Source organism: Rhizobium sp. 25PS6, assembly GCF_032464655.1.
Classification (GTDB): domain Bacteria; phylum Pseudomonadota; class Alphaproteobacteria; order Rhizobiales; family Rhizobiaceae; genus Rhizobium; species Rhizobium laguerreae.
The window spans coordinates 131,085-154,059 of the sequence record NZ_JAWDIV010000006.1 but is presented as its reverse complement, the minus strand read 5'-3'; the positions used below and the strand labels follow the sequence as shown (position 1 = coordinate 154,059).

Sequence of the window (22,975 nt, the reverse complement as noted above, 5' to 3'; positions counted from 1 at the left end):
TCATGGAGAAAAAACCGAGCGTCCGGGTTGCCGCCGCGCAGATCGCGCCGGATCTGACCTCGCGCGAGAAAACACTGGCCCGCCTACTGGATGCAATTCGTGAAGCGGCAGCCAAAGGCGCCGAGCTGATCGTCTTTCCCGAAACCTTCGTCCCCTGGTACCCCTATTTTTCTTTCGTGCTGCCGCCTGTTCTCTCCGGCAAGGAGCACGTGCGACTTTACGAGGAAGCCGTCACGGTGCCGAGCGCTGCCACCGATGCCGTCTCGGCGGCCGCCCGCGAGCATGGCATCGTCGTGGCGCTTGGTGTCAACGAGCGTGACCACGGATCGCTCTACAATGCCCAGCTGCTGTTTGATGCCGATGGCGCGCTCATCCTCAAGCGTCGCAAGATCACCCCGACCTTTCACGAGCGGATGATCTGGGGCCAGGGCGACGCCTCCGGCCTGAAGGTGGTCGACAGCGCCGTCGGACGTCTTGGAGCGCTGGCCTGCTGGGAGCATTACAATCCTCTGGCCCGCTACGCCCTGATGGCGCAGCACGAAGACATCCATATCGCCCAGTTTCCAGGCTCCATGGTCGGGCCGATTTTTGCCGACCAGATGGAAGTCACCATCCGCCACCATGCGCTGGAAAGCGGTTGCTTCGTGGTCAATGCCACAGGCTGGCTGGCCGACGAGCAGATCGCCTCCATCACGCCGGACGCTGGCCTGCAGAAGGCCCTGCGCGGCGGCTGCATGACCGCGATCATTTCACCCGAAGGCAAACATGTCGTGCCGCCGCTGACGGAAGGCGAAGGCATCCTGATCGCCGATCTCGACATGAGCCTGATCGTGAAACGCAAGCGGATGATGGATTCGGTCGGCCATTATGCCCGACCCGAACTGCTGCATCTTGTCATGGATGGCCGCGCCACGGCGCCGATGGTCACCACCACCCAGCCATCCCTCTCCACAGCCGAAGCAAGGACCCTTTCCGATGGAGAATACGACACGTCTGCCGACCGAGATTCTGATCAACGAATTGCAGTCCTACGGAGCCCGGCTCGTTGACCCCAAGGCCGGACATGAAAGCCGCCGCGGTGGTGCAGGACCTTCCGACCACAAGGCACTGACCATTGACGGTATGACGGTGATGGTGCCGGTTCACACCGCACCGGCGTTCGAGAGCCCCTATCTGGTGGAAAAGCCGGACGATATGGGCCGCAGCCGTATCAGCCGGGATGGCACGGTGCTGGGCGAGGTCTCCTTTCCCCTGCGCCCACGCTTCTACGAGCGCTCGACCGCCGACGGCATTCCTTATTCGCAGATCGCCGTTCTGCACGGCAAGGACGTGCTGGCCACGACCGTGCTGCAGACCTGCATCCGCTATCAGAGCCGCACCAAGACCTGTCAGTTCTGCGCCATCGGCCAATCGCTGGCCGCCGGCCGCACCATCGCCCACAAGACGCCAAAGCAGCTCGCGGAGGTCGCCAAGGCCGCCGTCGAACTGGACGGCGTCAAGCATATGGTGATGACCACCGGCACGCCGAAGGGCGACGACCGCGGCGCTGCGATCCTCGCCGACAGCGCCCGCGCCATCAAGGCGGCCGTCAACATTCCCATCCAGGCGCAATGCGAGCCGCCGGAAGACGATATATGGTTCACCCGCATGAAGGAGGCCGGCGTCGATGCCCTCGGCATGCATCTGGAGGCCGTGACACCGGAGGTGCGTGCCCGCATCATGCCGGGCAAGGCGCAGGTCTCGATCGCCAAATACATGGCCTCATTCAAGGCCGCAGTGGAGGTCTTCGGGCGCGGCCAGGTCTCGACCTATATCCTGGCGGGGCTCGGCGACAGCCGTGAAGCCATTCTGGACATCTGCGAAAAGCTGGTTGCGCTCGGCGTCTATCCCTTCGTCGTGCCCTTCGTGCCAATCTCCGGCACGCCGCTCGAAAGCCATCCGGCGCCGAGGCCCGACCTCATGCACTCGATCCTCGGACCCTTGTCCAGGATGCTGGTCGCCAGCGGCTTGAAGGCCGTCGACATCAAGGCCGGCTGCGGCAAATGCGGCGCCTGCTCCGCCCTTTCCACCTATGAAAGGATGCTCACCAAATGATGCTCGAAACCTTTGCTCCCTATCGCTCGAGCGAGTTCCAGGTGAAGTTCGCGACCTCCGCCTGGGAGCGCAGCCAAGCGCATGCGCTGCGCCGTGCCGTCTTCTGCGAGGAACAGCAGATCTTCGAGGGCGATGATCGCGACGCGATCGACGATCACGCCATCCCGATCGTTGCTCTCTCCATGCTCGGCATTGCCGCCGACCAGCTGGTCGGAACGGTGCGCATCCATCAGGCCGAACCCGGCCTCTGGTGGGGCTCGCGGCTGGCGGTCCACCAGGATTTCCGCAAGATCGGCGCCCTGGGGGCGACTCTGATCAAGCTTGCCGTGTCCTCCGCCAATGCGATCGGATGCCACACGTTCCTCGCCAATGTGCAGGTGCAGAACGGTCTGCTGTTCCGCAGGCTGCACTGGGATGTGATCGAGGAGTTCGAGGTCTATGGCAAGCCGCATCTCAGGATGAAGGCTGACCTTGCCTACTATCCGCCCTGCGCCACACCCGAGGCAGGCTTCACCGCCCTTTCCAGAAAGGCGGCGTGAGAATGGCCGCGATCAACATCAAGACCCTGGCGGCAAAACTCTCGACCAGCAGCGGCATCGCCGCCAAGCAGGATATCGGCACGATCGCGGCAAGGCTCGGTCTGCAGGGGCAGCAGATTGCCGTCGGCGACGATTGCGCTGCGCTGCCCGACGGCGACGGTTATCTGCTCTTTGCCATCGAAGGCTTCATGAACGAGTTCGTCGCCGCCGACCCCTGGTTCGCCGGCTGGTGCGGCGTCATGGTCAATATCTCCGACGTCGTTGCCATGGGCGGCCGGCCGATCGCCGTGGTCGATGCCGTCTGGGCTAGTGGCGAGGCCGGCGCGACACCCGTTCTGGAAGGTATGCGGGCGGCATCCAGCGCGTTTGGCGTGCCGATCGTCGGCGGCCATACCAATATCCGCAGCGAACGCGGCCAGTTATCGGTCGCCATTCTCGGTCGCGCCAGGAAGTTGCTGACCAGCTTCGATGCAAAGCCCGGCGATGTGCTGGTTGCAGCCATCGACCATCGCGGCCGTTACCGCGAACCCTTCAACAACTGGGAAGCCGCCACCGATGCCGCGCCGGCGCGCCTGCGCGGCGACCTCGAATTGCTGCCCGAGATCGCCGAGGCCGGGCTGGCTCTGTCTGCGAAGGATATCAGCCAGGGCGGCATTGTCGGCACGGCCATCATGCTGGCCGAATGTTCGCATGTCGGCATCGATATCGACGTCACCGCCATTCCCCTGCCCGCCGGTGTCAGCCTCGACCGCTGGCTCGTCACCTTTCCGAGCTTCGGCTACCTGCTCTCGGTCGCGCCGGAAGATGTGGCCGATGTCGTCACCCGCTTCAGCGCGCGCGGCATCAGCGCTGCGGTCGTCGGCGCGGTCGTTGCCGGCGCCCAAGTAGCGCTGGTCGACGGCGAGAGCCGTGCAGTGGTGCGCAATCATGCCGAAACACCCCTGCTGCAGCTCGGCCGACAGGATCTCGCCGCATGCGCATGAGCCTCCCGCCGCACCGAACGCTCCGCATTGCCATGCTGACCCATTCCACCAATCCGCGTGGCGGCGTGGTTCATGCCATGCAACTTTCGGAAACGCTGACCTCGCTTGGCCATGAAGTGGTCCTGCATGCGCCGGATGCCAAGGGGGCCGGCTTCTTTCGTCAACCCTCCTGCGGCGTGGCCTGCATTGCCGTGCCGCCGGCACCCGCCGACATGACGCAAATGGTCGAGCAGCGGATTGCCGACTATGTCGACTACTTCCGGAGAGCCGGAACCGATGGCTTCGACCTCTTTCACGCCCATGACGGCATTTCCGGCAATGCGCTGGCGACGCTCAAGCTGGAACGCCTGATCCCGAATTTTGCCCGCACTGTCCACCACATCGACCAATTCGCCGATCCGCACCTGATGGCTTTGCAGGATCGCGCGATCGATGCGGCCGATATCTTCTTCGCCGTCAGCCGCCTCTGGCAGGACAGGCTGAGAGACGAGCGCGGCATCGAGGCGACAGTGGTCGGCAATGGCGTCGACACCAATCGCTTCTCGCCGGCCTGGAGCGGGGAGCAGGTCGCTCTGCGCGACAGGCTGCAGCTCGGAAGCGGGCCGATCTTCCTCAGTGTTGGTGGCATCGAGGCGCGAAAGAACACCCTTGGTATTCTCGAAGCCTTTCGTCAGGTCCGCGCCATCCGGCCGGATGCCCAGCTTGTCATTGCCGGCGGCGCCTCTCTCCTGGACCATGGCGACTATCAGGAGGAGTTCCGTTCTTGCCTCGCCTGCCTCGGTCGGGACGCCGCGGCGGTGCATGTCACCGGTGCGATCGCGGATGCCGACATGCCGAGCCTCTACCGACTGGCGGATGCGCTGGTGTTCCCTTCGATCAAGGAAGGCTTCGGCCTCGTCGTTCTGGAAGCCATGGCCAGCGGCATTCCGGTCGTGACATCCTCGATTGCGCCCTTCACCGAATATCTGGGTCCGGGCGATGCGATCTGGTGCGATCCGCATCATCCGGTCTCGATTGCCGAAGGCATGGCGCTGGCGCTGGTCGCACCGATCCGCGAGCAGATCATCCCCCGTGGTCTCGCGGTTGCCGCCCGCCATGGCTGGAAGCAAACCGCGACTGCCCATCTTGCCCGCTATCACACGCTGCTGGAGCCCGACCATGCCTGAAATGCGCTTTGTCATAACCTGGCCCGATGGCCAGGAAGAGAGCTGTTATTCCCCCTCCCTGATCATCCGTGATTTTTTCACCGAGGGTGAAAGTTATTCGGTTGCCGATTTCGTCGATCGCAGCCGCAGGGCGCTTACCATCGCCAGCGATCGCGTGGAGGCGAAGTTTGGTTTTGCGTGTTCATCCGCAAATGACCAACTCGCCCGAATTGAAAGCGCCGCTGTCGCCTTCCTGAATGACGCAGATGCCCGCGTCCACTGCAAAACCTTCATCCTTTGAAAGGACCCATCATGACCACGCCATCCCTCAAGAGCCATTACAGTGCGGTTGTCATCGGCGGTGGCCAGGCCGGGCTGTCGGCCTCTCACTATCTGAAGAGGCACGGCATCGATCACGTGGTCTTCGAGAAGAAGACCGTTGCGCATAAGTGGAAGAACGAACGCTGGGACGCCTTCTGCCTGGTGACGCCGAACTGGCAATGCCAGCTTCCCGACCATCCTTATGACGGCGCGGATCCGCACGGTTTTATGGTCAAGGACGAGATCCTCGCCTATGTCGATCGCTTCGTGAAGAAAGTCGATGCTCCGATCTTCGAGCAAACCGGCGTGACGTCGCTCGAAGAGCATGGCGGCCTCTTCCGGCTCGAGACCTCGGTTGGCGCGGTGACCGCCGATGCCGTGGTGATCGCCACCAGCCTCTATGCGGAGCCGGCCATTCCGCGTGCCGGCGAGCGCCTGCCCGAGGACATCATGCAGATCCACACCGCCGCCTACCGCAATGCCGATCAACTGCCGGACGGCGGCGTCATCGTGGTCGGCTCCGGCCAGTCCGGCTGCCAGATTGCAGAGGATCTGCATCTCGCCGGCCGCAAGGTCCATCTCGTCACCGGCAATGCGCCACGTTGCGCCCGGTTCTATCGCGGCCGCGATGTGGTCGACTGGCTTTCCGATATCGGCCAGTACGACATCACCGTCGAACATGATGGCATGACGAAGAAGAAACACGACACCAACCATTACCTGACGGGACGCGACGGCGGACGCGATATCGATCTGCGCAAGTTCGCGCTGGAGGGCATGGCGCTGTATGGCCGCATGTCCGGCATCGCCGCCGGCCGGATGCTGTTCGAGCCGAACCTGAAGGCCAATCTTGACGGCGCCGACCGCGTCTATAACGGCATCAATGCCCTGATTGACCGGCATATTGCCGAAAAGGGCATCGATGCTCTAGCCGGATCCCCCTATGTCCCTGCCTGGGAGCCTGAGGCGGAGATTGCCGAACTCGACCTGAAGGCGGAGGGGATCACCTCGGTCATCTGGGCGACGGGATTCAGCCCGGATTGGTCCTTCGTCGGCCTGCCGATCTTCGACGGCAACGCCTATCCTGTTCATCGCCGCGGCGTCACTGCCGTCGATGGCGTCTACGTGCTGGGACTTCCCTGGCTCTGGACCTGGGGCTCGGGCCGGTTCCTCAGCGTCGGCAGGGATGCCGAACATGTGGTGGGGCATCTCGCGGCTCGACGTTCGGCACAGACATCGCCTCTCAAGCAATCGGTCAGCGCCTGATCATGAGTGCGGCCCTTCTCGATTTTCCGCCCGCAGGACCTTCGGCACGCGACCTGATGGAACGTGCCCTTGATCCGCATATACTGCTGGGCATGCCGCATTTGAATGGAAACGGGCTGTCGGAGACATGGCTGATGAAGGAACTCGGCCATCGTCACTGGCTGATGCTTGCGTGTCATCTCGGGCTCGACAATGCGGATTTCAGAACGGCCGATGGAAAGGAGGCCTATGCCGCGATCTGTGCAACGTCACTGACGGATGCCCGTTTCGACATGGTGCAGGCGAACGACATTTTGACCATCCACTCGAGACTGTCCGCAGTCTCGCGAACCCGGACGTCGACCCGGCACGAGTTGTCCGTCCACGGAAGAGGCGTCGGCGCGGTCGAACTCATCTCAACCTTCGTTCACAGAACGATCAAAGACAACAATCACTCGATAGCCCGTGTGACGTTGCCTGAGCCGCAGGGACAGCGGTTCCAGTCAAGTCTTCTGGCCCAGAATGCTGCAGACATCCGGAATGGGCGGTTGGGAACGCATTTCGGGTTTCCTGTCCTCGCCACCAAAGCGCTCAGAACCTTTCAGTTTGATCCCAGCGCCTCGCAGGAATTCAACGGCGCAGGCCTGTTTTACTTTGCCGAGTATCAGGCATTGGCCGATCGCGCCTTGGAAAACTGGTTTCCTCGCAAGGGGCCGGTCGTCCAAAAGGACGTTTTCTTCCTTGGAAATATCGAACAAAATGAAAGCGTTTTCTTCGACCTCATTGATTGTTCTGACGAACAAAAAACTGTCCATGGGCAGCTACGACGCGAAAATGGGAAGGTGATCGCCAAAATATTCGGCACCTGGAAATGTCTTCGTTGAGCCTGCACAGGGCCGCACCAGCTGCGCGCTTGATGCGGCATCCCGCTAGTGATCTAGTGGATAATGAAATCAAGGTGAACTTCAGCAGCTCGTCTCATGATGTTCGACCGCTCCTATGCTAGCGTTCTTTGCGCGTCCGAAAAGACGCACGGCGTTGTAGAGAAAGAAATGCGTGCACGTGACGACCAGCATCCGACATATCGCTAAACTTGCGGGAACGTCAGTCTCCTCGGTCTCGCGCGTACTCAACAACAGCGGTTATGCCTCACCTGAGCTCAGGGATCGCGTCGAGGCGGCTATCCGAACGCTGAACTACACACCCAGCAAGGGTGCCCGTATGCTGCGCGGTGCACCAAGCCGGATGATCGGACTGATGCTGCCGTCGATTGAAGTACCCTTCTTCGGCATCCTGGCCCATGCGATCGAACAGGAATTGTTCCAGCACGGCTATCAGACGCTGATCTGCAGCACGGCGGAAAATATGGACCATGAGGTGCGCTACATCTCCATGCTGCTCGCCCAGCGCGTCGATGGCGTGATCGTGGCAAGCGCCTTCGGCAGCACCGAGCATTTCGGAGTGCTGCGGGACGCTGGCATTCCGATCATCGCCATTGACCGCGAGCTGAGCGGCATCGCTGACGACGCTGTCATGGCCGATCACGAGGAAGGCGGACGGCTGATGGCGCGCCATCTGATTGATCTCGGCCACCGGGCAATCGCCATCGTCGGCGCGCCGGCTCACAGCCAGCCTATCCAGCTTCGCCTTCAGGGCATCACGGCGGAAATGGCGAAAGACAGCATCGCGCCCGCCATCGTGGCGATGGCGGAAGAGCACAGTTTTGCAGAGGCCTACCGGCTGACGCGAGAGCTGCTGGCGTCTCGACCCGAGGTCACCGCGATCATCGGCACGACCGACGTTTCGGCGATTGCCGCAATCCATGCCATCCAGGATCGCGGATTTTCCGTTCCGAACGACTATTCGGTCGTAGGCTTCGACGACCTGCCGGAGGCAGCCTACGTCTTTCCACGGCTGACAACGGTCGCGCAGCCAATCCGCGACGTCGGGCGGCAGGCAGCACGGCTGCTGGAAGCGCTGATCGAGGAGCACCAAACAGAAGACGAATCTCGGCAAGGCGCGATCGTAAAAGTGCCGGTCACGCTGATCGAGCGCGATTCCACCGGCGCCGTCCGCAGCTGAGCAGGTGGTGCAAAGCTAGGGCCGGACGATAACCTTGATCTCGCCTGGCAATGGCGCGTTGCCCACCACGTCAGCGACCTCCTCGATACCTATGTTTTTGGTGACCAATGCGTCCAGTTCCAACGCCCCGCTCGCGACCATTGCCGCAGCCCGTGAATGCGTGAAGGGGTTGAGGTAGGCCGGCCTGATATCGACTTCGTTTACCAGCAGATCGAAAGGCAGAACCGGCACCTCGACACCCGCCGGCGTCACCCCGAAAAGCACGAAGGTGCCACCGCGCCGCGCCATTTTCAGACCGGTTTGAAGCGTGTCGCTGACGCCGGCGCACTCGATGACCACGTCAGCGCCGCCTTTGGTGACCTCCCGAACGGAAGCGATTGTGTCTGAAGAGGCCGGGTCGAAGGCATGCGTCGCCCCCAGGCGCAGAGCGGTTTGGCGTCTGGATTGCTGGCGCGTGATCAAAATGATCTCGCCTGCCCCAGCCAGGCGGGCCAGTTGCACCATGAGCAGGCCGATCACACCTCCGCCGAGGATCGCGACGCTGTCGCCCGGACGGATCTTTGCCTTGTCGATGGCGTGGATACAGCAGGCCAGCGGTTCACTGAAGGCGCCGTGAACGGGATCGAGGCCGGCCGGCAGGACGAAGGCCTGGGCCTGTGGCACCGCCACATACTCGGCAAAGCCGCCATCCCGCGTCACGCCGATGGCGGTCAAGCTCTCGCACAAGTTCGGCCGCGCCTGCCTGCAAGCCCGACAGGTGCCGCAGGAGATATTCGGGTCGACCGTAACAAGCTCACCGCCGGTAAAGCGGGTAACGGTATCGCCGATCTCTTCGACTATGCCGCAGAATTCGTGGCCAAGCGTCACGGGGATCGCTGTCGGATATTCGCCCCTATACATGTGGCGATCGGAACCGCAGATGCCGGCCACTGCAACCCGGACAAGCAGCTCGCCCGGCCCGGCAACCGGTTTCTCGACGCTGCGCATGGTCAAAGACCCGATCGACTCCAAGCGTACAGCCCTCATTTCACTCCTCCAGACATCAAGTTCGATTGCCTATTCCGGCTGATGAAGCCAAGCGCTCAGCTCATGACATTGCCGCCATCGACATTGTAGCACTGCGCCACGATGTATGCTGCATCGGGTCCGGCCAGGAAGGCCGCCATGGCAGCTTGTTCGTGGGCGGCGCCGAATCGTCCGGCGGGCACGGCGGCGGCCACACGGCGCTTGACGTCACCGGGTTTCAAACCTTCCCGGCTGCCGAGTTTTGCATCAACGACGTCCCACATCGGCGTATCGACGACGCCGGGAGCGATGGCGTTGACGTTGATCCCGTAACGGATCAGCTCCAGGGCGCAGCTTTGCGTGATGCTGATGACGGCCGCCTTGGAAGCGCAGTAAGCAACAGCCGGTCCTTCGCCCCGACGGCCAGCCTGGGATGAGAAGTTGATGATGCGTCCACCTTCCCCTCTTTCCACCATGTGCCGGGCAACGGCCTGCGTCATGAAGATCACGCCTTCGATATTGACCTGAAATACCCTCGCGGTGCGCTCCCGGGATATTTCCAGAATGGACTCGACCTCGTAAATGCCTGCGGCATTGACCAGGATGTCGATCTTGCCGGCGGTGGCGATGGTGAAGCGCGTAGCTTCTTCGATGCTGTCCTGGCTCGTCACGTCAAGCGCCACACTCCAGGCATGCGGGCCGATCGCTTCCGCCACCCGTGCGCATCGTTCACCGTCGAGGTCCGCCACGACAACCCTCGCGCCTTCGGCGGCGAAGCGTTCGCAGACCGCCTTGCCGATGCCGCTCGCTCCCCCCGTGACCAATGCCACCTTGCCGGAGAGCCGCGCCGTTTCCGCATATGTCATCGCACTGCCTCCCCGGTCGCGCCTAAATCGGCAAAGGTGCCGCGCGCGGCTGCCATAATGGATAGCTTCATGGTTGCTCCTCCCCTTTTGACTGAACGATAATCGGAACCGCCCTCCGGAGGCGACGCCAATGGGCTAAGTGGATTCCGGCTTCGTCTGCTTCGCCTCGCGAAGAAGGACAGACATGTCGGGGATGCCATCGGTGGCCGTCGCCCCCTTGAGGCAACACGCAGCCGCTGCATGGGCGACGGCGCAGATATGCTCGACCGGCCAGTCCTCATGCAGCCCGTAGAGCACGGCGGCACAGAAGGCGTCTCCTGCGCCGACCGTGCTGACGATATCATTGGGATCGACCGGTCGCGACCGCGTCGCGATCGGGGAAGCGCCTGATGCAAACCAGAAGCAGATTTCCGGCGCATGGATGATGGCGCCTTTGGTGACGCCTGCGGCAAGCAGGCGCTCGCCCGCTTCCAAAAGCCCTGCTTCGATTAATTCTCCCTTCGCATCGCGAATGATAACGCCGGTTGCCCGACCCGCCTCCATCTCGTTGATGATCAGGAAATCGCAGAAGGGCAGAGCGACGCCGACCTTGGCCGCAAATTCCGGGTCTTCGCTCGATACGAAATCCACGCAGGTCGTGAGCCCCGCGCGACGCGCCGCTTCCAGCAGGCGCGATGCTCCCGAACGGCCGTCGGGGCCAATGCTGTCGAGACCCGGCAACAGCATGAGGTAACCGAGATAGAACAGCCGATAGCCGGCCTTGGCGAAGGCGGAGGGTGAGACAAGCTCATCCGTGACGGCATCGTTGGCGCCGCCATGATAGAAGAAGGTCCGGTTCTGGCCGGGCACATTCATGACATGCGTATGCGCCGTCACCCGGTCGGCAAGCGCGGTGAGCCCCCCGACATCGACGCCGGCAACCGCAAGACGGGCCTTGACGATCTCTCCGTCCTGATCGGCGCCGATGCATCCTGCTGCCGCCAGCTTTCCCGGAAATCCGAGCGAGGCCAGATCGGTGACGACGTTGGCCGCCCCGCCCCCCACGCCCAGATCCTGGTGCAGGATATGCGCGAGATTGCCCTGTTCGGGCCAATAGGACAGGGTGTGGACGCGATCGACGATGAAGTTTCCCGCGCAAACGATGCCGCCCTGCTTTTGGCTGTCGCGATCGTGAACCTCCTCCCCGGCTCGCATCAGCTGACTCCTTCGTTCCACAGAGGTCTCAGCGGCGGCTCGTCTTCCTTGATCGCGGCAAAGCGCGTGATCGGCTCCAGAAAGAAATTGTCGCTATTGTCGTCGTTGACCTGGCTGACCTCGCCGACAAGGACAGGTCCGCCACCTTTCCTGCCGTAGAAGCGGTGGTAAAGCCCGGTGCGGATCGTCACGCTCTGGCCCGGCCGGAGAACCAGCGGCTCCCATGCCGCGAGCCGGTGCGGTAGCCCGTCTACCGGCACCGTCACATCCTCCGTCAGCACATTGCCATCGGCATCGGTTGCGGCGAATTCGATGACGAGATCGCCGCCGGCGCGATTGATGATGTCTTCCATCTTCGCCGCATGACGGTGCGTCGGCGTGAGCTGCCTTTCCTCGACGAAGAGCAGCTTTTCGGCATAGGTCCGCTCACCCCAGATATCAACGATGCCATTGCGCAGGCAAAACAGCACGAGGCCGCATTCGGCGAAGCGGTTCGAGCCGAAATCGGTGACATCCCAACCCAGCTGATGGGCGCGCAAATAGGCTGAGGCCTCGGGATGAGCGGCAAAATCGGCCGCCGTCCAAGAGCCCCATGCCGGCAGGGACCAGTGCCAACGCTCGAGAGTCTCGGTCGCCTGCAGCAACGCGGCGTTGATCTCGGAGCGCTTCATCAGGCGGATGCCCCGTCATACTCGACCGGTACCACGATGTCCTCGCGGCCGGATTTGAGGGCTGCCGTCAGGACTGCGTGATGCGCCTGCGCCTCGGCCGGCGTCGCGCAGCCGAAACCGTTGGCATTTCCTCCGGCAAGCTCATCGACGAAGGCCGCCCACATCTGCTGTATGGCGTCGGCAAAACCGAATTCGAAGATCTTGCCTGTAATGGCCGGAAACAGCGAGCCATAGCCGAGATCCTCGGTGCTCCAGGCCTGGGCACCGCCATTATAGTCCATCCACTGCCACTGGCGCGGCGACTTCGTGCTGAAGAACGCGCTTTTCTTCATGCCGAGAACTCTTACGTACCAGGTGTTGGATTCGCCGGGCGCGATGCGCCAGGTTTTCAGCACCATCGGGAAATCCTGATCCCCGGTGCGCACGCGGCTGCTGATCGTGGCATTGTCCCAGGTGGTGCAGGGCAACATGCCGCCCTTGCCGTCAGGACGTTCGGTGACCTTTTTGACCAATTGCGCATGCAGGGTCGTCGGGCGCCAGCCGAGACGCAGCGGCACGTGCAGCACATGCATGCCGAGATCACCCATGCAGCCATAGTCGCCATTGATATCGGCCATGCGCTTCCAGTTGATCGGCTTCTGCCGGTCGATATCCGAAGAGTGCAGGAAACCCGCCTCGACTTCGATTATATCCCCCATCTCGCCGCTTTTTGCGAGCGCGATGACCTTCTGCGCGCCGGGGAAGAAAGGCATTTCCGACGAGCAGCGGACCAGACGTTCGGGATGCTCGGCGAGAACAGCCATGATTTCCCGGTTCTGCGCGGCGTCCATGCCGAACGGCTTTTCGCCGAGAAGATGCTTTCCGGCCTTCAGGATGTCGATGTAGAATTGCTGGTGCAACACATGCGGGACAGCGCAATAGACCGCATCGACTTCGGGATTGGCCAGAAGCTCCTTATAGTCGGCGGTGAACTGCCGAACGGTCGGCACATGATCCCTGAACCAGTCGAGCAGCGTCGCGTTGGTATCACAGACGGCGACGATTTCCGGTCGCGCCTTCACATCGGCCAGATGCAGCCAGCGCGCCGCCGCACTCGCAAACTCGCGCCCCATCAGACCGCAACCGATGACGCCGAAGCGAAATATTTTCGTCATGACATGTCCTCCCAGACGCGCGTCAGCCAATATGCAGCAAGGCTTGGTCGACGGAAGCCTTGTCATGGACGATCGCCATCAAGGCCCGCGTCATGCCGGCGGGATTTTGATGTTGGATGACGTTGCGGCCATAGACGATGCCACGGGCGCCCTGCTCCATCAACTGCTTGGTGCGGATCAGGATTTCCTGATCCGAAACGCGGCCACCGCCGCGCACAAGCACCGGCAGGCCCTGGGCGATTTCGACCACGCGGTGATATTCCTCGACATTGTCGCAGGGGTCGGCCTTGATGATATCGGCGCCGAGTTCGGCCGCCTGGCGCACAAGCGGCAGGATCTTGTCGATCGCGCCATCGACCATGTAAGCGCCCTTGGAATTGTCCTGCATGACGAGCGGCTCGACCATCAGCGGCATGCCGTAGATCTCGCATTCGCGTTTCAGGCTGTTCACATTGCGCACGCAGGCGCGGTAGACTTCCGGCTGGTCCGGCAGCATCAAGAGATTGACGACGACACAGGCGGCATCCAACGCAACGCCCTGTTCCACCGCCCTGTCGATCATTTCGGAAAACAGCTGAGACGGCAGGGGATTGCCATAGATGTTGGCGATGTCGGTGCGCAGCACCAGTGCCGGGCGATGCTTGCCGGGAATAGCCTGCAGAAGGGGTGCCGTCCCCGGCGGAAGCTGAATGGCATCCGGCGCCGCGTCAGCGATCACCTCGATCGCTGTCTTCATGTTCTCGATACCGGCGAGGAAGGTCCGTTCATTGAACATGCCGTGATCGATGGCAACGTCAAAACAATTTCCAGACACGCCGAAAAGTCGGTTCAACCGCGCGGATTTCATCAAACTTCCTCCCAATATGGTAACGTTTCCACATTTGGATAAACACAGCAGGAATGCGAGTCAAGACAATGTGGTAACGTTTCCATACGGGCCCCCAGGTGTGAACGAGGCGCCGCCCACACCTCGTCCGGGAAGGACTACCAGCAGGTAAAACCTGCATCGACGTTGACGATCGCCCCGGTCATCAGGCTGGCGGCGCCCGATGCGAGGAAGAGGACGGCGCTTGCAACCTCTTCCGGCGTTCCCATCCTGCCCATCGGCGTGTCGGCGAGCCACAGCGGAATACGCTCGCGATTGGCTTCGACGGCAACCACCATCGGTGTCTCGATATAGGTGGGCGCGACGGCATTTACCCTGATGCCGTGGTGCGCCCACTCGGCGGCCAAAGAGCGCGTGAGGTGATGGACTGCCGCCTTGGAGACGTTATAGGCCGTTTGAGGCTGAGGCCGGTTGCAGATCGTCCCCGACATCGAGCCGAGATTGACGATGGCGCCGCGCTTCATCGAAATCATCGGACGACCAAAGGCGCGCGAGCACCAGAAGACGCCGTTGAGATTGACGTCCATCATGCGCAGCCAATCGGCGTCGGTGAGATCCTGCGCCGGGATGCCGCTCTGGCCAATTCCGGCATTGTTGACGAGGATCGTCGCCGCCCGGCCGCCATCGGCGAGCTCAGCCGCGATCGCGTCCATTCGGGCCGCGTCGGTGACGTCGCCCACCCGGACTTCGACGTCGTAGCCTCTGTCGCGCAGCGCAAGCGCTTGCTCAGCGTCGGCCTCGCTGCGTTCGATGACGACGACAGCGGCGCCCGCCTCCGCCAACGCCTCGGTGCAGCAGAGACCGATCGCACGCCCTCCGCCTGTGACCACCGCACGTTCGCCGTCGAGGCGAAATTTCTGCTGGTAGCTCATCTCACGTCTCCTCAAATGTCAAAGGCGCTTGGAAGCACGACGATATCGCGGATGGTGACGTTACGCGGCCGGGTCAGCATGAAGATGATGGCGTCGGCGACTTCCTTGGGCTCGATCAAGGCTCCGGCCTCCTTGGCCTTGCGAAGGTTTTCCTCCGGCCAATCCGCAAGCAAAGCGCTGATCACCGGTCCTGGAGAAACCGACCCCACACGAATGCCACTTTTCAGAAGCTGGCGTCGCATCGTCTGGACGAAGCAGGTCATCGCCCATTTCGATGACGAATAGACAGGTTCCCATGGAATCGCCGAATGTCCAGCAACGGAACTCGTGACGACAATGTCGCCGGTGCCACGTTCGATCATGTGCGGAATGACGTTTCGAACATTCTTGATGACGACATTGACGTTGAGATTGAGCATCCGATCGATGGTGTCGAGGTCGGTTTCCATCAGGTCGCCGCCGATATAGGTGCCTGCATTGGCATGCAGGATGTCGAGCTTGCCCGTCTTCGACAGGATGCCCTCGAGCAGCCCCGCACACTGCTGCGGATCCAGCAAGTTGAGCACAAGCGGAATAGCGCGCTCGCCAAGCCGGGCACAAACTGTCTCAAGGGCCTTCTCATCGCGATCGACCAGCACGACCGTCGCGCCAGCGGCGAGCATTGCCTCCGTCGAAGCCAGCCCTATTCCGGATGCAGCACCCGTGACCGCCGCGATCTTCCCATTCAATTCCGTCATCGATTTTTCCTCCTGTCTTGATTCTGATTGTCAATTCTTCCCGACGCCGCAACCAGCGTGATAGTCCGAGAGGCTCTTCGTCACTCTCCAGATCAAAACCTGTTCCGGATCGAGCGGCGCATCTGCGAAATCCTGCGCGGCCGGCATGTGCTGCCAAAGCAATGGCAGCGGTACGATTTGCCCCCGAAGGGCCTCGCACAGCTGTCGGACGGCATCTTGTGCTTCAGCCGACGCCCAATAATAGCGGATGCGGTCAGACAGCGAGTAGTGCCGCAGCCAGCGCATCTCGGCGTTTGTGCCGTGGTAGTGGCGGCTCCAGTTGCCCTGATGATCGAGCATCAGCGCTTCCATCGCCGCATAGAGCGGACGCTGGCCGTAATCGGGCAAGAGGTCCGAAGCGATCGCATCCAGCGCGTAGAGCGCCTCGCGCAGGACGAAGGTCAGCTCGGGACCGACTTTCAGAATGGGAAAGCCGTCCTCCACCAGCGCGGTCAACGGCCGGGTTCCCTGATAGTCCGTCGAATGCGCCTCGAAGACGAACTGCGGCTCCTTGATGAGCACCGATTTCAGCGCGTCTATCTTGCTCCGGTCGTAAAGGATGACATTCTGATTGCCGAACTCGACGCCCGGCTGAACGACCAGACCGATGGCCCGTCCAAATGCTTGGCCGAGTCCGGCCTCCGCAAAGATCCGGCGGTGGACTTCGATTGTCTTTAGCGCCGCCGCGGCAGCCGTCGGTTCGATCGTTGTCAGGGCGTGGTCGGCCCCGCCTGGCGGCGGCACTTCGGTGCCGATGACGTAAACCGGCATTGCGCCGCCGCTCTTCTTCGCCGAGGCCTCGGCGACCGCCGCAAGCCGGGCGGCGCGATGGGCGGTGGTTTCGTCGTCGAGCGCCACCGGCTCGCCCTTGCAGCCCATCGAGGCGTCGAGGTGAATCTTGCGAAATCCCGCATCGACATAGGCGGCAACCATCTTCTCCGCCTCGGCCATGGCCTCTTCGGCCGGGCGGTCGCGCCAAGGATTGGGGCCGAGATGATCGCCGCCGAGAAGGATGAGTTTTTCGGCGCACCCTTCCTCCGCCGCGATCTTCATCACGAGAGACGCGAAGTCGCTTGGCGTCATTCCGGTGTAGCCGCCGAGGTGATTGACCTGGTTGCAGGTGGCTTCGATCAGGACGGTGCTCTCGTGTTGCCGCCCGTGTCGGAGCGCGGCCCGAAGCACGATCGGATGGGCCGAGCATACGGAGGTCACGCCTCTCGGGTGGCCTTCGATCCTCAGCCTGGCCAGTTCGTTGAGATGCACCTGCATCACGGACGCCTTTCCGTTGAAGCGATAAACGCATCGAGTTCCTGACGGGTGCCGGCGCCTTCCATCGGACCCAGGACCATCACGTTGCGGGCGCCGGCGGCCGAGGCATAGGTCAGAGCTTGCTGCGGAGACATTCCGAGCCGCCGGCAGGTGAGATAGGCACCGCCGAAGCAGTCGCCGGCACCGGTGGGGTCGACCTCTTGAACGACAAATGCCGGAGCGTCGATGCGGTCTCCGTCCCTGCCGAAATAGGTCGCGCCTTCGGCTCCGCGCTTCAGCACGATCTCCTTGACGCCCACCTCGAACAAGCGGCGGATCGCTTCTGCCTCGCCTTCGATACCGGCGGCACGCTCAAGCTCCTCTCCGGACGGCAGAAGCAGATCGGCGGCAGCGACAAGCTTGGAAAAGCGGCGCTCGGTATCCTCGTCCAGCTTCAATTCCTTGCGAATGTTCGGATCCACCGAGAGCGTCCCCCCGCGTGCCTTGACGATGTCGACCGCCTTGTCGATCACCGCGCGCGCGCTGGGGACCGACAGAGCGGAACCCATCACGTGAAGATGCCCGCTCCGATTGATGAGATCGCCGACCGTTTGAGACCAACCGAAGCGCGCGGCTGCTGATGTGGCGATGTTGTAGACGAAATCCCGGGAGCCATCCTTGCGGTAGCGAACGAAAGCGCTTCCCGTGGGATAGTCCGGATCGATCGAGATCGTCGAAACATCGACGCCGTCGCGTTTGAGGCGATCGGTATTGACACGACCGAAATCGTCATCGCCGACGGCGCCGACCATGGCGGCCTTGCCGCCGAGGCGCCCGCACTGCGAGATGAAGATCGCCGGCGCTCCGCTCGCGAACGGACCGACGAGGGGCTGGGCTTCAAGAAAACCGTCTCCGACCGTCGTGGCGACGATCTCGACGAGGATCTCCCCTACGCAAACCGTGGGACCGAGCGGGTCCGGAGCCAGTACTGAAGTCATTTGCAATCCTGCTTTCGATAGTTCTCGTCATCAACTCGTCGCCGACTGGACCGGCGCACCGTCCTCGCCGCCGAACTCCTCGCTCTCCAATGACAGAAAGCGCTGGTGCAACATGCACGCCGCCCCGAAGGCGGAACCGAACTCCGCATCATCGTCCACGACGATGTCAGGCATGGGGAAAGGTATATTCTGTCCCTCCGACATGTGGACCGCCACCCGGGCCGCCACCATCGGGTAGAGGGTTGCCACGGAGCCACCCAGCACGATCCTGTCGGGGTCGAGCAGCCGACAGGCCTGCAGCAATGCGTATGCGAGATGGCGCGACCAGGTTTCGGCGATATTGACCGCGGCCGGGACACGGTCATGAACGTCGCCAAGGAACTCCTGCAGATCGACGTGCTTACGTCCAATAGCCTCGCGATACTGCCTGATCAGCACTTCGCGACCGATCAGTTGCTCAAACTTCTGACCGCCGCTTCCCGGCACCAGGGTGTGGCCGATTTCTCCCGCCAGGCCGTGGCCGCCCCGGAACAGCTTGCCATCGATCATGATGCCGCCGCCGACGCCGGTTTCCATCAACAGGAACAGGGTCACGCCTGAGACGCCGTGACGATAGCTGTCGCCGATCGCAAACGCGTTGGCGTCGTTTTCAACCGCGATCGGGACGGCGGCCGGGAAGGCGGATCGGCCAATCTCCTTCAACGACACCTCCCGCCAGCCGATGATGGGTGCGAGGGTGACAATTCCGTCCGGCCGGATGTGGGCCGGCGCCGATATGCCGAGACCCTTGCAGCGTCCGATCATCCCCTTCGCCATCGCGCCGACGATCAGCTCGACACCCCGCGCCACGGCCTCCTCCACGGTCGACGACATGGTGTCGAACGCGATTTTCCGACATGCCCGGACTTCGGCGGAAAGATCGACAACTGCAGCCGATATATGCTCGACGCCAATTTCGATCCCGACGAAGAATGCCGCATCGGGGACCAGTTCGAGCATGATACCAGGACGCCCGGCACGGGAATGCTCCAGGCGCTGCTTGCCGCTCTCGTCCGACTCCTGAACGAAGCCACCTTCCGTCAGTTCGGCGACGATCTCACCCGAGGATGAGCGATTCATCCCGAGCTTCCGGGCGAGATCCGCCCGGCTGAGGCTACGGTGGGCATAGATCGTCTGCAAGGCGGCGACGATATTGTTCTGCCGGATCCTGCGCGGCGAACTTCCGATGGAGACGGTGTCGTTCATATTTCAATTCCCTTCAGTCGGCCCAACCCTTACACGACTGGAACAGGCTGTCAGAGGGATAATCAGGGCCGCGCGTTTGTAGCGCGGCGGCGCTTGGCCTCGTCATATTTCAGCTCGATATAGCGCTTCGCGTGCGCCGCAAGCGGATCATTATCCTCCCAGGTGTCGCGCCAGATCGCGCAGGCGAGCGACAGGCCTTCGTCCACGACCGTCGTCGAGAAGCTTTCGAACACGATGTCGCGCTTGTAGTCGATGTCGAGCAGAGCGTCGAAGATCAGATCGAAGTTGATGACGCCGTCGCCGAGATAGCCGCGGTTGCTCTCGCCGATGTGGAAGTAACCGATCTTGTCGCCGGCCAGGCGGATCGCCGCGGCCGGATTGGCTTCCTCGATATTCATATGGAACGTGTCGAGGTGGAGACGGACATGCTCCGATCCGGTCTCGGCGATGAACTTCAGCCCCTGCGCCGCCGTATTCAGCAGGTTCGTCTCGAACCGGTTGACAATTTCCAGGACGAGGTCGACGTTCGCTTGTCTCGCGACTTCGGCTGTCGCGGCGATCGCGGCGACGCTGTTGTCCCAGCCCCTCTTCGTCGGCTGGCGATTGTACTTGGTGTGCGCGGAATAGAGAATTCCACCCAGCTTGTTGCCGCCGATATCACGGACCGCACGAACGGCGTCGGCCAGCGTCTGCTTGCCGGCAGACACGGCAGAAGCGTCCTCGCTCGATACGTCCCTGTCGAGCGGCAGACCCATCGTCACGCCAATCTCGACGTCAAGCGACTGCGCAAGCTTTGCAAGTCGATCGAGATTGAATTTCTCGGGGCGCAGATAGGCAAATTCGATGGTGCGATATCCGTGTTCGGCCGTCTTGTTCAGGGCCATCTCCAGCCCTTCCTGCGTTTGGCCGCCTGTCCATACAAATGAATGGATACCCAATCGACGCATAGCCTTTTCCTCCAAAAAATGCCTTTGGCTGTGGACAGTGCTATGCCATTTAGTTTGGCAAGACAACAAATAATTTTAACGGCAATTTTTGTGCTGCTTTGCGAAATTACCTTGCAATGCAATATATTACACTTCTTGCGATTTGCATCGCACCCTCCGCTGAAATTAGTTTCTGCAAAAATCAATGGGATAGATCAACGATTTGCATGTTTAGACAACAAATGTTGCGTCGCCAGTTTTTTTGGCCTACACAAAGGACCGGCGAAATGATCTCGCTGCACTTTGGGAGGATTGAAAATGAATTATGCTTTGAAGGCTAGCGCGCTTGCGCTGACGCTCGGCCTCGCCACGACTGCTTCGCCGGCCTGGGCTGACTTCTGGTCCGACGCCGGCGCCAAATTCAAGGGCGTGACACTGCACGGCGTCACCGAGAGCACCCCGCCATCGAACTACATCAGGAACGTGCTCGCTCCGGAATTCGAAAAAAAGACCGGCATCAAGGTCGACATCGAGACGACGTCCTGGGATCAGATGTACGACAAGGCCATCAAGGACATGGAAGCCAAGACCGGCATCTATGACATGGTCTATATCGAGCAGGACATCATCTACTCCTATCTGGCCAGGAATTTCCTCGTCGACATCACGAAGACGCTGAAAGACCAGCCGGATCTGAAGGCGCCGACCTACGACGACGCCAATTTCACCAGCTTTGCCGACTACTTCAAGGACTCGAGCGGCGATCTCTTCGGCGTTCCGATGGAAGCCTTCCTGAAGGCGTATCTCTATCGCAAGGACCTCTTCGACGATCCGAAGATCAAGGAAGCCTTCAAGAAGGAAACAGGCAAGGACCTGAAGCCGGCGACCACACACGCGGAATATACTGAGATCGCCGAATTCTTCACGAAGTACGGCAAGGACAACGGCATGGAGCTCTGGGGCACGACCGCTCAGGCACATACAGGCCATCCGGCGTCCTGGTATGAATTCTTCGAGTCCATCGTGCCGACCTTCGGTGTCTACAATTGGGGCATCGACGCCAAGAATAACTATGCGGCGACGGTCGAACATGGCGGCGCGATGAACAGCGACAAGGCGAAGGCCGCCTTGAAGTACTGGCTGCACCTGCGCGACATCGCTCCTCCGGAATCGACGCAGTCAACCTGGACGGAAACTGCAACGACCTTCGCCGCGGGCCGTGTCGCCCAGGGGCTGATCTATGGTGAGAACGCCGCCTGGATCGCAAGCGATCCGGCGCAGTCGAAAGTGGTCGGCCAGGTCGGTTTCGCTCTGCCGCCGCTCGAGCCGGGCGTGCTGGACGACGCGAAAGCCGGAAAGGGCTATATCGGCTACTACGATGGCGGTGCCTTCGGCGTGCCGGTCACGTCCAAGAACAAGGAAGCGTCACTGCTGTTCCTCGAATTCATCGGCCAGAACGAAGTGCAGCCCGATTGGGCGATCGCCGCACCGCGCATCACCAATACGGCGACGTTCGACGATCCGAAGGTGAAGGAGATGGACGTCAAGCTCGGCGGCTTCTATACAATGCTGAAGGACGACGGCAAGCTCTTCGCCGGCGCTCCCCCCTACCCCTTCCATGCGCAGGTGCGTGAAGCGACCGCGCCTATCTTCTACGACATCCTGACCGGCAACATCGGGCCTGATGAAGGCCTCGACCAGATGGCGGCCAAAGCCGAAGAAGAGCTCACCTCGCTCGGTTATCGCAAATAAAGCATCCTCCCCAACTGACGGGTCGTTCCGACGACCCGTCACCTTTCGCTCCTGATGGAGCGGACGTCCACATAGTGTTCAATGGGGGATAGGCGATGCATTCGCAGAAGCTCGGGTGGCTGTTGCTGTCACCGACCATAGTGATCCTCGGACTGTTCGGGATATTTCCGTTCATTTACGTCCTCTGGGTCTCTTTCCATTCATGGAACCCGTTCGCTGCCAATCCGGGCATGATCTTCAACTGGGCTGAGAACTATCGGCGGCTCGTCTTCGACCCGCAGTTCCTGGCATCGCTCGGCATAACCCTGGCATTCGTCTTCTTCGCGGTCGTGTCGGAGCTGGTCCTCGGCTACATCCTCGCCCAGGCGCTGCTCAAGGACTTTCCCGGAAAAGCGGTGTTTCGCACGATCCATACTCTGCCGCTGATCATGGCGCCGATCATCGTCGGCTCCGTCTGGAAGCTGATGACCACGCCGTCGATCGGCATCATTCCCTATCTTCTCAGGAGCTGGTTCGGCTACGATCTGAATATCGGCCAGAGCGCCGTTGCGGCCTTCACCGTCACTGTCATCATGGATATCTGGCACTGGACGCCGCTCGTCACCCTCTCGCTGATCGCCGCACTTGTCTCGCTTCCATCAGACCCGTTCGAGCAGGCGCAGATCGACGGCGCCGGCAAGAGCCAGATCTTCTGGCACATAACGCTGCCCCTGATCCGCCCGGCCCTGCTCGCCACGGTGTTCATCAGGCTGATGGACGCACTGCGCACCGTCGACGAAGTCCTGATGCTGACCGGCGGCGGCCCGGGCTCATCGACGCGCTACATCGGCGTCCATATCTTCAGGGAAGTCTTTCCCAAGACGAATTACGGCTACGGTTCGGCGATCTCCGTCATCGTCCTCTATCTCACCATCGTCGTCTGCTGGCTGCTCTATGTCGGCCTGATTGCACCCCGCGTGAAGAGAGGTTGAAG

Annotated in this window: 23 protein-coding genes; 11 read left to right on the top strand and 12 right to left on the bottom strand. The window is 61.6% G+C overall.

Annotated features, from left to right (window positions below; translation table 11 throughout):
* Nucleotides 1-2: 2 nt before the first annotated feature.
* From RWK44_RS11015 to RWK44_RS10975, 9 genes are all read left to right on the top strand, one after another.
* On the top strand, nucleotides 3-1,049 hold the full coding sequence (locus tag RWK44_RS11015; protein WP_316028792.1) for a Nit6803 family nitrilase: 1,047 nt from the start codon (nucleotides 3-5) through the stop codon (nucleotides 1,047-1,049).
* The gene (locus RWK44_RS11010) at nucleotides 976-2,094 is read left to right on the top strand and encodes an MSMEG_0568 family radical SAM protein (RefSeq protein ID WP_131664690.1); all 1,119 of its coding nucleotides are present in this window, start codon (nucleotides 976-978) and stop codon (nucleotides 2,092-2,094) included. The genes RWK44_RS11015 and RWK44_RS11010 overlap by 74 nt, the downstream gene beginning before the upstream one ends.
* Nucleotides 2,091-2,633, top strand: coding sequence for an MSMEG_0567/Sll0786 family nitrogen starvation N-acetyltransferase (locus RWK44_RS11005; RefSeq protein WP_168283513.1), 543 nt, complete (start codon nucleotides 2,091-2,093; stop codon nucleotides 2,631-2,633). Before RWK44_RS11010 ends, RWK44_RS11005 begins: the two co-directional genes overlap by 4 nt.
* Nucleotides 2,634-2,635: 2 nt before the next feature.
* The gene (locus RWK44_RS11000) at nucleotides 2,636-3,616 is read left to right on the top strand and encodes a sll0787 family AIR synthase-like protein (RefSeq protein WP_131664688.1); all 981 of its coding nucleotides are present in this window, start codon (nucleotides 2,636-2,638) and stop codon (nucleotides 3,614-3,616) included.
* Nucleotides 3,613-4,782, top strand: a complete 1,170-nt coding sequence (locus RWK44_RS10995; protein ID WP_168256751.1) for an MSMEG_0565 family glycosyltransferase — start codon at nucleotides 3,613-3,615, stop codon at nucleotides 4,780-4,782. The genes RWK44_RS11000 and RWK44_RS10995 overlap by 4 nt, the downstream gene beginning before the upstream one ends.
* The gene (locus tag RWK44_RS10990) at nucleotides 4,775-5,062 is read left to right on the top strand and encodes an MSMEG_0570 family nitrogen starvation response protein (RefSeq protein WP_168256623.1); all 288 of its coding nucleotides are present in this window, start codon (nucleotides 4,775-4,777) and stop codon (nucleotides 5,060-5,062) included. Before RWK44_RS10995 ends, RWK44_RS10990 begins: the two co-directional genes overlap by 8 nt.
* An 11-nt stretch (nucleotides 5,063-5,073) precedes the next feature.
* Nucleotides 5,074-6,348 (top strand): MSMEG_0569 family flavin-dependent oxidoreductase, encoded by a 1,275-nt coding sequence (locus RWK44_RS10985; protein ID WP_131664686.1) that lies wholly within the window; start codon nucleotides 5,074-5,076, stop codon nucleotides 6,346-6,348.
* Between the two features lie 2 nt (nucleotides 6,349-6,350).
* A complete protein-coding gene (locus tag RWK44_RS10980) occupies nucleotides 6,351-7,211 on the top strand; it encodes a Pnap_2097 family protein (RefSeq protein WP_131664685.1) in 861 nt (286 codons plus the stop codon).
* 178 nt (nucleotides 7,212-7,389) lie between these two features.
* On the top strand, nucleotides 7,390-8,409 hold the full coding sequence (locus RWK44_RS10975) for a LacI family DNA-binding transcriptional regulator (protein ID WP_168283512.1): 1,020 nt from the start codon (nucleotides 7,390-7,392) through the stop codon (nucleotides 8,407-8,409).
* A gap of 15 nt (nucleotides 8,410-8,424) precedes the next feature.
* Here RWK44_RS10975 and RWK44_RS10970 read toward each other — a convergent pair whose 3' ends face one another.
* The 12 genes from RWK44_RS10970 to RWK44_RS10915 all read right to left on the bottom strand — a co-directional run bounded on the left by RWK44_RS10970 (nucleotide 8,425) and on the right by RWK44_RS10915 (nucleotide 20,271).
* Nucleotides 8,425-9,435: a zinc-dependent alcohol dehydrogenase family protein gene (locus RWK44_RS10970; protein WP_316028791.1), complete on the bottom strand. Its 1,011-nt coding sequence runs from the start codon at nucleotides 9,433-9,435 to the stop codon at nucleotides 8,425-8,427.
* 56 nt (nucleotides 9,436-9,491) lie between these two features.
* Nucleotides 9,492-10,280 (bottom strand): L-iditol 2-dehydrogenase, encoded by a 789-nt coding sequence (locus RWK44_RS10965; protein WP_131642142.1) that lies wholly within the window; start codon nucleotides 10,278-10,280, stop codon nucleotides 9,492-9,494.
* Between the two features lie 135 nt (nucleotides 10,281-10,415).
* Nucleotides 10,416-11,474, bottom strand: coding sequence for a carbohydrate kinase family protein (locus RWK44_RS10960; RefSeq protein ID WP_316028790.1), 1,059 nt, complete (start codon nucleotides 11,472-11,474; stop codon nucleotides 10,416-10,418).
* Complete coding sequence (locus tag RWK44_RS10955) at nucleotides 11,474-12,145, bottom strand: D-lyxose/D-mannose family sugar isomerase (RefSeq protein WP_316028789.1); 672 nt, start codon at nucleotides 12,143-12,145, stop codon at nucleotides 11,474-11,476. The genes RWK44_RS10960 and RWK44_RS10955 overlap by 1 nt, the downstream gene beginning before the upstream one ends.
* The gene (locus RWK44_RS10950; RefSeq protein WP_316028788.1) at nucleotides 12,145-13,299 is read right to left on the bottom strand and encodes a Gfo/Idh/MocA family protein; all 1,155 of its coding nucleotides are present in this window, start codon (nucleotides 13,297-13,299) and stop codon (nucleotides 12,145-12,147) included. The genes RWK44_RS10955 and RWK44_RS10950 overlap by 1 nt, the downstream gene beginning before the upstream one ends.
* 22 nt (nucleotides 13,300-13,321) lie before the next feature.
* Nucleotides 13,322-14,146, bottom strand: coding sequence for a class I fructose-bisphosphate aldolase (locus tag RWK44_RS10945; protein WP_316028787.1), 825 nt, complete (start codon nucleotides 14,144-14,146; stop codon nucleotides 13,322-13,324).
* Nucleotides 14,147-14,283: 137 nt separating this feature from the next.
* The gene (locus tag RWK44_RS10940) at nucleotides 14,284-15,057 is read right to left on the bottom strand and encodes an SDR family NAD(P)-dependent oxidoreductase (RefSeq protein ID WP_029873998.1); all 774 of its coding nucleotides are present in this window, start codon (nucleotides 15,055-15,057) and stop codon (nucleotides 14,284-14,286) included.
* 11 nt (nucleotides 15,058-15,068) lie between these two features.
* Nucleotides 15,069-15,794 (bottom strand): SDR family oxidoreductase, encoded by a 726-nt coding sequence (locus RWK44_RS10935; protein WP_027689578.1) that lies wholly within the window; start codon nucleotides 15,792-15,794, stop codon nucleotides 15,069-15,071.
* A gap of 30 nt (nucleotides 15,795-15,824) precedes the next feature.
* Nucleotides 15,825-17,102 (bottom strand): D-tagatose-bisphosphate aldolase, class II, non-catalytic subunit, encoded by a 1,278-nt coding sequence (locus RWK44_RS10930; RefSeq protein WP_164054153.1) that lies wholly within the window; start codon nucleotides 17,100-17,102, stop codon nucleotides 15,825-15,827.
* A complete protein-coding gene (locus tag RWK44_RS10925; protein WP_164054024.1) occupies nucleotides 17,102-18,079 on the bottom strand; it encodes a tagatose kinase in 978 nt (325 codons plus the stop codon). The genes RWK44_RS10930 and RWK44_RS10925 overlap by 1 nt, the downstream gene beginning before the upstream one ends.
* 30 nt (nucleotides 18,080-18,109) lie before the next feature.
* Entirely contained in the window at nucleotides 18,110-19,324 is a 1,215-nt protein-coding gene (locus RWK44_RS10920) for an ROK family transcriptional regulator (protein WP_316028786.1), read from the bottom strand.
* A 62-nt stretch (nucleotides 19,325-19,386) separates the two neighbouring features.
* A complete protein-coding gene (locus RWK44_RS10915; RefSeq protein ID WP_017958932.1) occupies nucleotides 19,387-20,271 on the bottom strand; it encodes a sugar phosphate isomerase/epimerase family protein in 885 nt (294 codons plus the stop codon).
* A gap of 297 nt (nucleotides 20,272-20,568) precedes the next feature.
* Here RWK44_RS10915 and RWK44_RS10910 point away from each other — a divergent pair, with 297 nt between their 5' ends.
* Complete coding sequence (locus RWK44_RS10910) at nucleotides 20,569-22,002, top strand: extracellular solute-binding protein (protein ID WP_043294391.1); 1,434 nt, start codon at nucleotides 20,569-20,571, stop codon at nucleotides 22,000-22,002.
* Between the two features lie 95 nt (nucleotides 22,003-22,097).
* The gene (locus RWK44_RS10905; RefSeq protein WP_017958930.1) at nucleotides 22,098-22,973 is read left to right on the top strand and encodes a carbohydrate ABC transporter permease; all 876 of its coding nucleotides are present in this window, start codon (nucleotides 22,098-22,100) and stop codon (nucleotides 22,971-22,973) included.
* Nucleotides 22,974-22,975 lie beyond the last annotated feature (2 nt).

Excerpts from the sequence above, each read along its gene's own strand:
- RWK44_RS10945 (WP_316028787.1), bottom strand. The coding sequence starts at position 14,146 with ATGAAATCCGCGCGGTTGAACCGACTTTTCGGCGTGTCTGGAAATTGT.
- RWK44_RS10965 (WP_131642142.1), bottom strand. The coding sequence starts at position 10,280 with ATGACATATGCGGAAACGGCGCGGCTCTCCGGCAAGGTGGCATTGGTC.
- RWK44_RS10970 (WP_316028791.1), bottom strand. The coding sequence starts at position 9,435 with ATGAGGGCTGTACGCTTGGAGTCGATCGGGTCTTTGACCATGCGCAGC.
- RWK44_RS10940 (WP_029873998.1), bottom strand. The coding sequence starts at position 15,057 with ATGAGCTACCAGCAGAAATTTCGCCTCGACGGCGAACGTGCGGTGGTC.
- RWK44_RS10950 (WP_316028788.1), bottom strand. The coding sequence starts at position 13,299 with ATGACGAAAATATTTCGCTTCGGCGTCATCGGTTGCGGTCTGATGGGG.
- RWK44_RS10905 (WP_017958930.1), top strand. The coding sequence starts at position 22,098 with ATGCATTCGCAGAAGCTCGGGTGGCTGTTGCTGTCACCGACCATAGTG.
- RWK44_RS10985 (WP_131664686.1), top strand. The coding sequence starts at position 5,074 with ATGACCACGCCATCCCTCAAGAGCCATTACAGTGCGGTTGTCATCGGC.
- RWK44_RS10980 (WP_131664685.1), top strand. The coding sequence starts at position 6,351 with ATGAGTGCGGCCCTTCTCGATTTTCCGCCCGCAGGACCTTCGGCACGC.
- RWK44_RS10915 (WP_017958932.1), bottom strand. The coding sequence starts at position 20,271 with ATGCGTCGATTGGGTATCCATTCATTTGTATGGACAGGCGGCCAAACG.
- RWK44_RS11005 (WP_168283513.1), top strand. The coding sequence starts at position 2,091 with ATGATGCTCGAAACCTTTGCTCCCTATCGCTCGAGCGAGTTCCAGGTG.
- RWK44_RS10955 (WP_316028789.1), bottom strand. The coding sequence starts at position 12,145 with ATGAAGCGCTCCGAGATCAACGCCGCGTTGCTGCAGGCGACCGAGACT.
- RWK44_RS10960 (WP_316028790.1), bottom strand. The coding sequence starts at position 11,474 with ATGCGAGCCGGGGAGGAGGTTCACGATCGCGACAGCCAAAAGCAGGGC.
- RWK44_RS10995 (WP_168256751.1), top strand. The coding sequence starts at position 3,613 with ATGAGCCTCCCGCCGCACCGAACGCTCCGCATTGCCATGCTGACCCAT.
- RWK44_RS10910 (WP_043294391.1), top strand. The coding sequence starts at position 20,569 with ATGAATTATGCTTTGAAGGCTAGCGCGCTTGCGCTGACGCTCGGCCTC.
- RWK44_RS10920 (WP_316028786.1), bottom strand. The coding sequence starts at position 19,324 with ATGAACGACACCGTCTCCATCGGAAGTTCGCCGCGCAGGATCCGGCAG.
- RWK44_RS11010 (WP_131664690.1), top strand. The coding sequence starts at position 976 with ATGGAGAATACGACACGTCTGCCGACCGAGATTCTGATCAACGAATTG.
- RWK44_RS10990 (WP_168256623.1), top strand. The coding sequence starts at position 4,775 with ATGCCTGAAATGCGCTTTGTCATAACCTGGCCCGATGGCCAGGAAGAG.
- RWK44_RS11000 (WP_131664688.1), top strand. The coding sequence starts at position 2,636 with ATGGCCGCGATCAACATCAAGACCCTGGCGGCAAAACTCTCGACCAGC.
- RWK44_RS10935 (WP_027689578.1), bottom strand. The coding sequence starts at position 15,794 with ATGACGGAATTGAATGGGAAGATCGCGGCGGTCACGGGTGCTGCATCC.
- RWK44_RS11015 (WP_316028792.1), top strand. The coding sequence starts at position 3 with ATGGAGAAAAAACCGAGCGTCCGGGTTGCCGCCGCGCAGATCGCGCCG.
- RWK44_RS10930 (WP_164054153.1), bottom strand. The coding sequence starts at position 17,102 with ATGCAGGTGCATCTCAACGAACTGGCCAGGCTGAGGATCGAAGGCCAC.
- RWK44_RS10925 (WP_164054024.1), bottom strand. The coding sequence starts at position 18,079 with ATGACTTCAGTACTGGCTCCGGACCCGCTCGGTCCCACGGTTTGCGTA.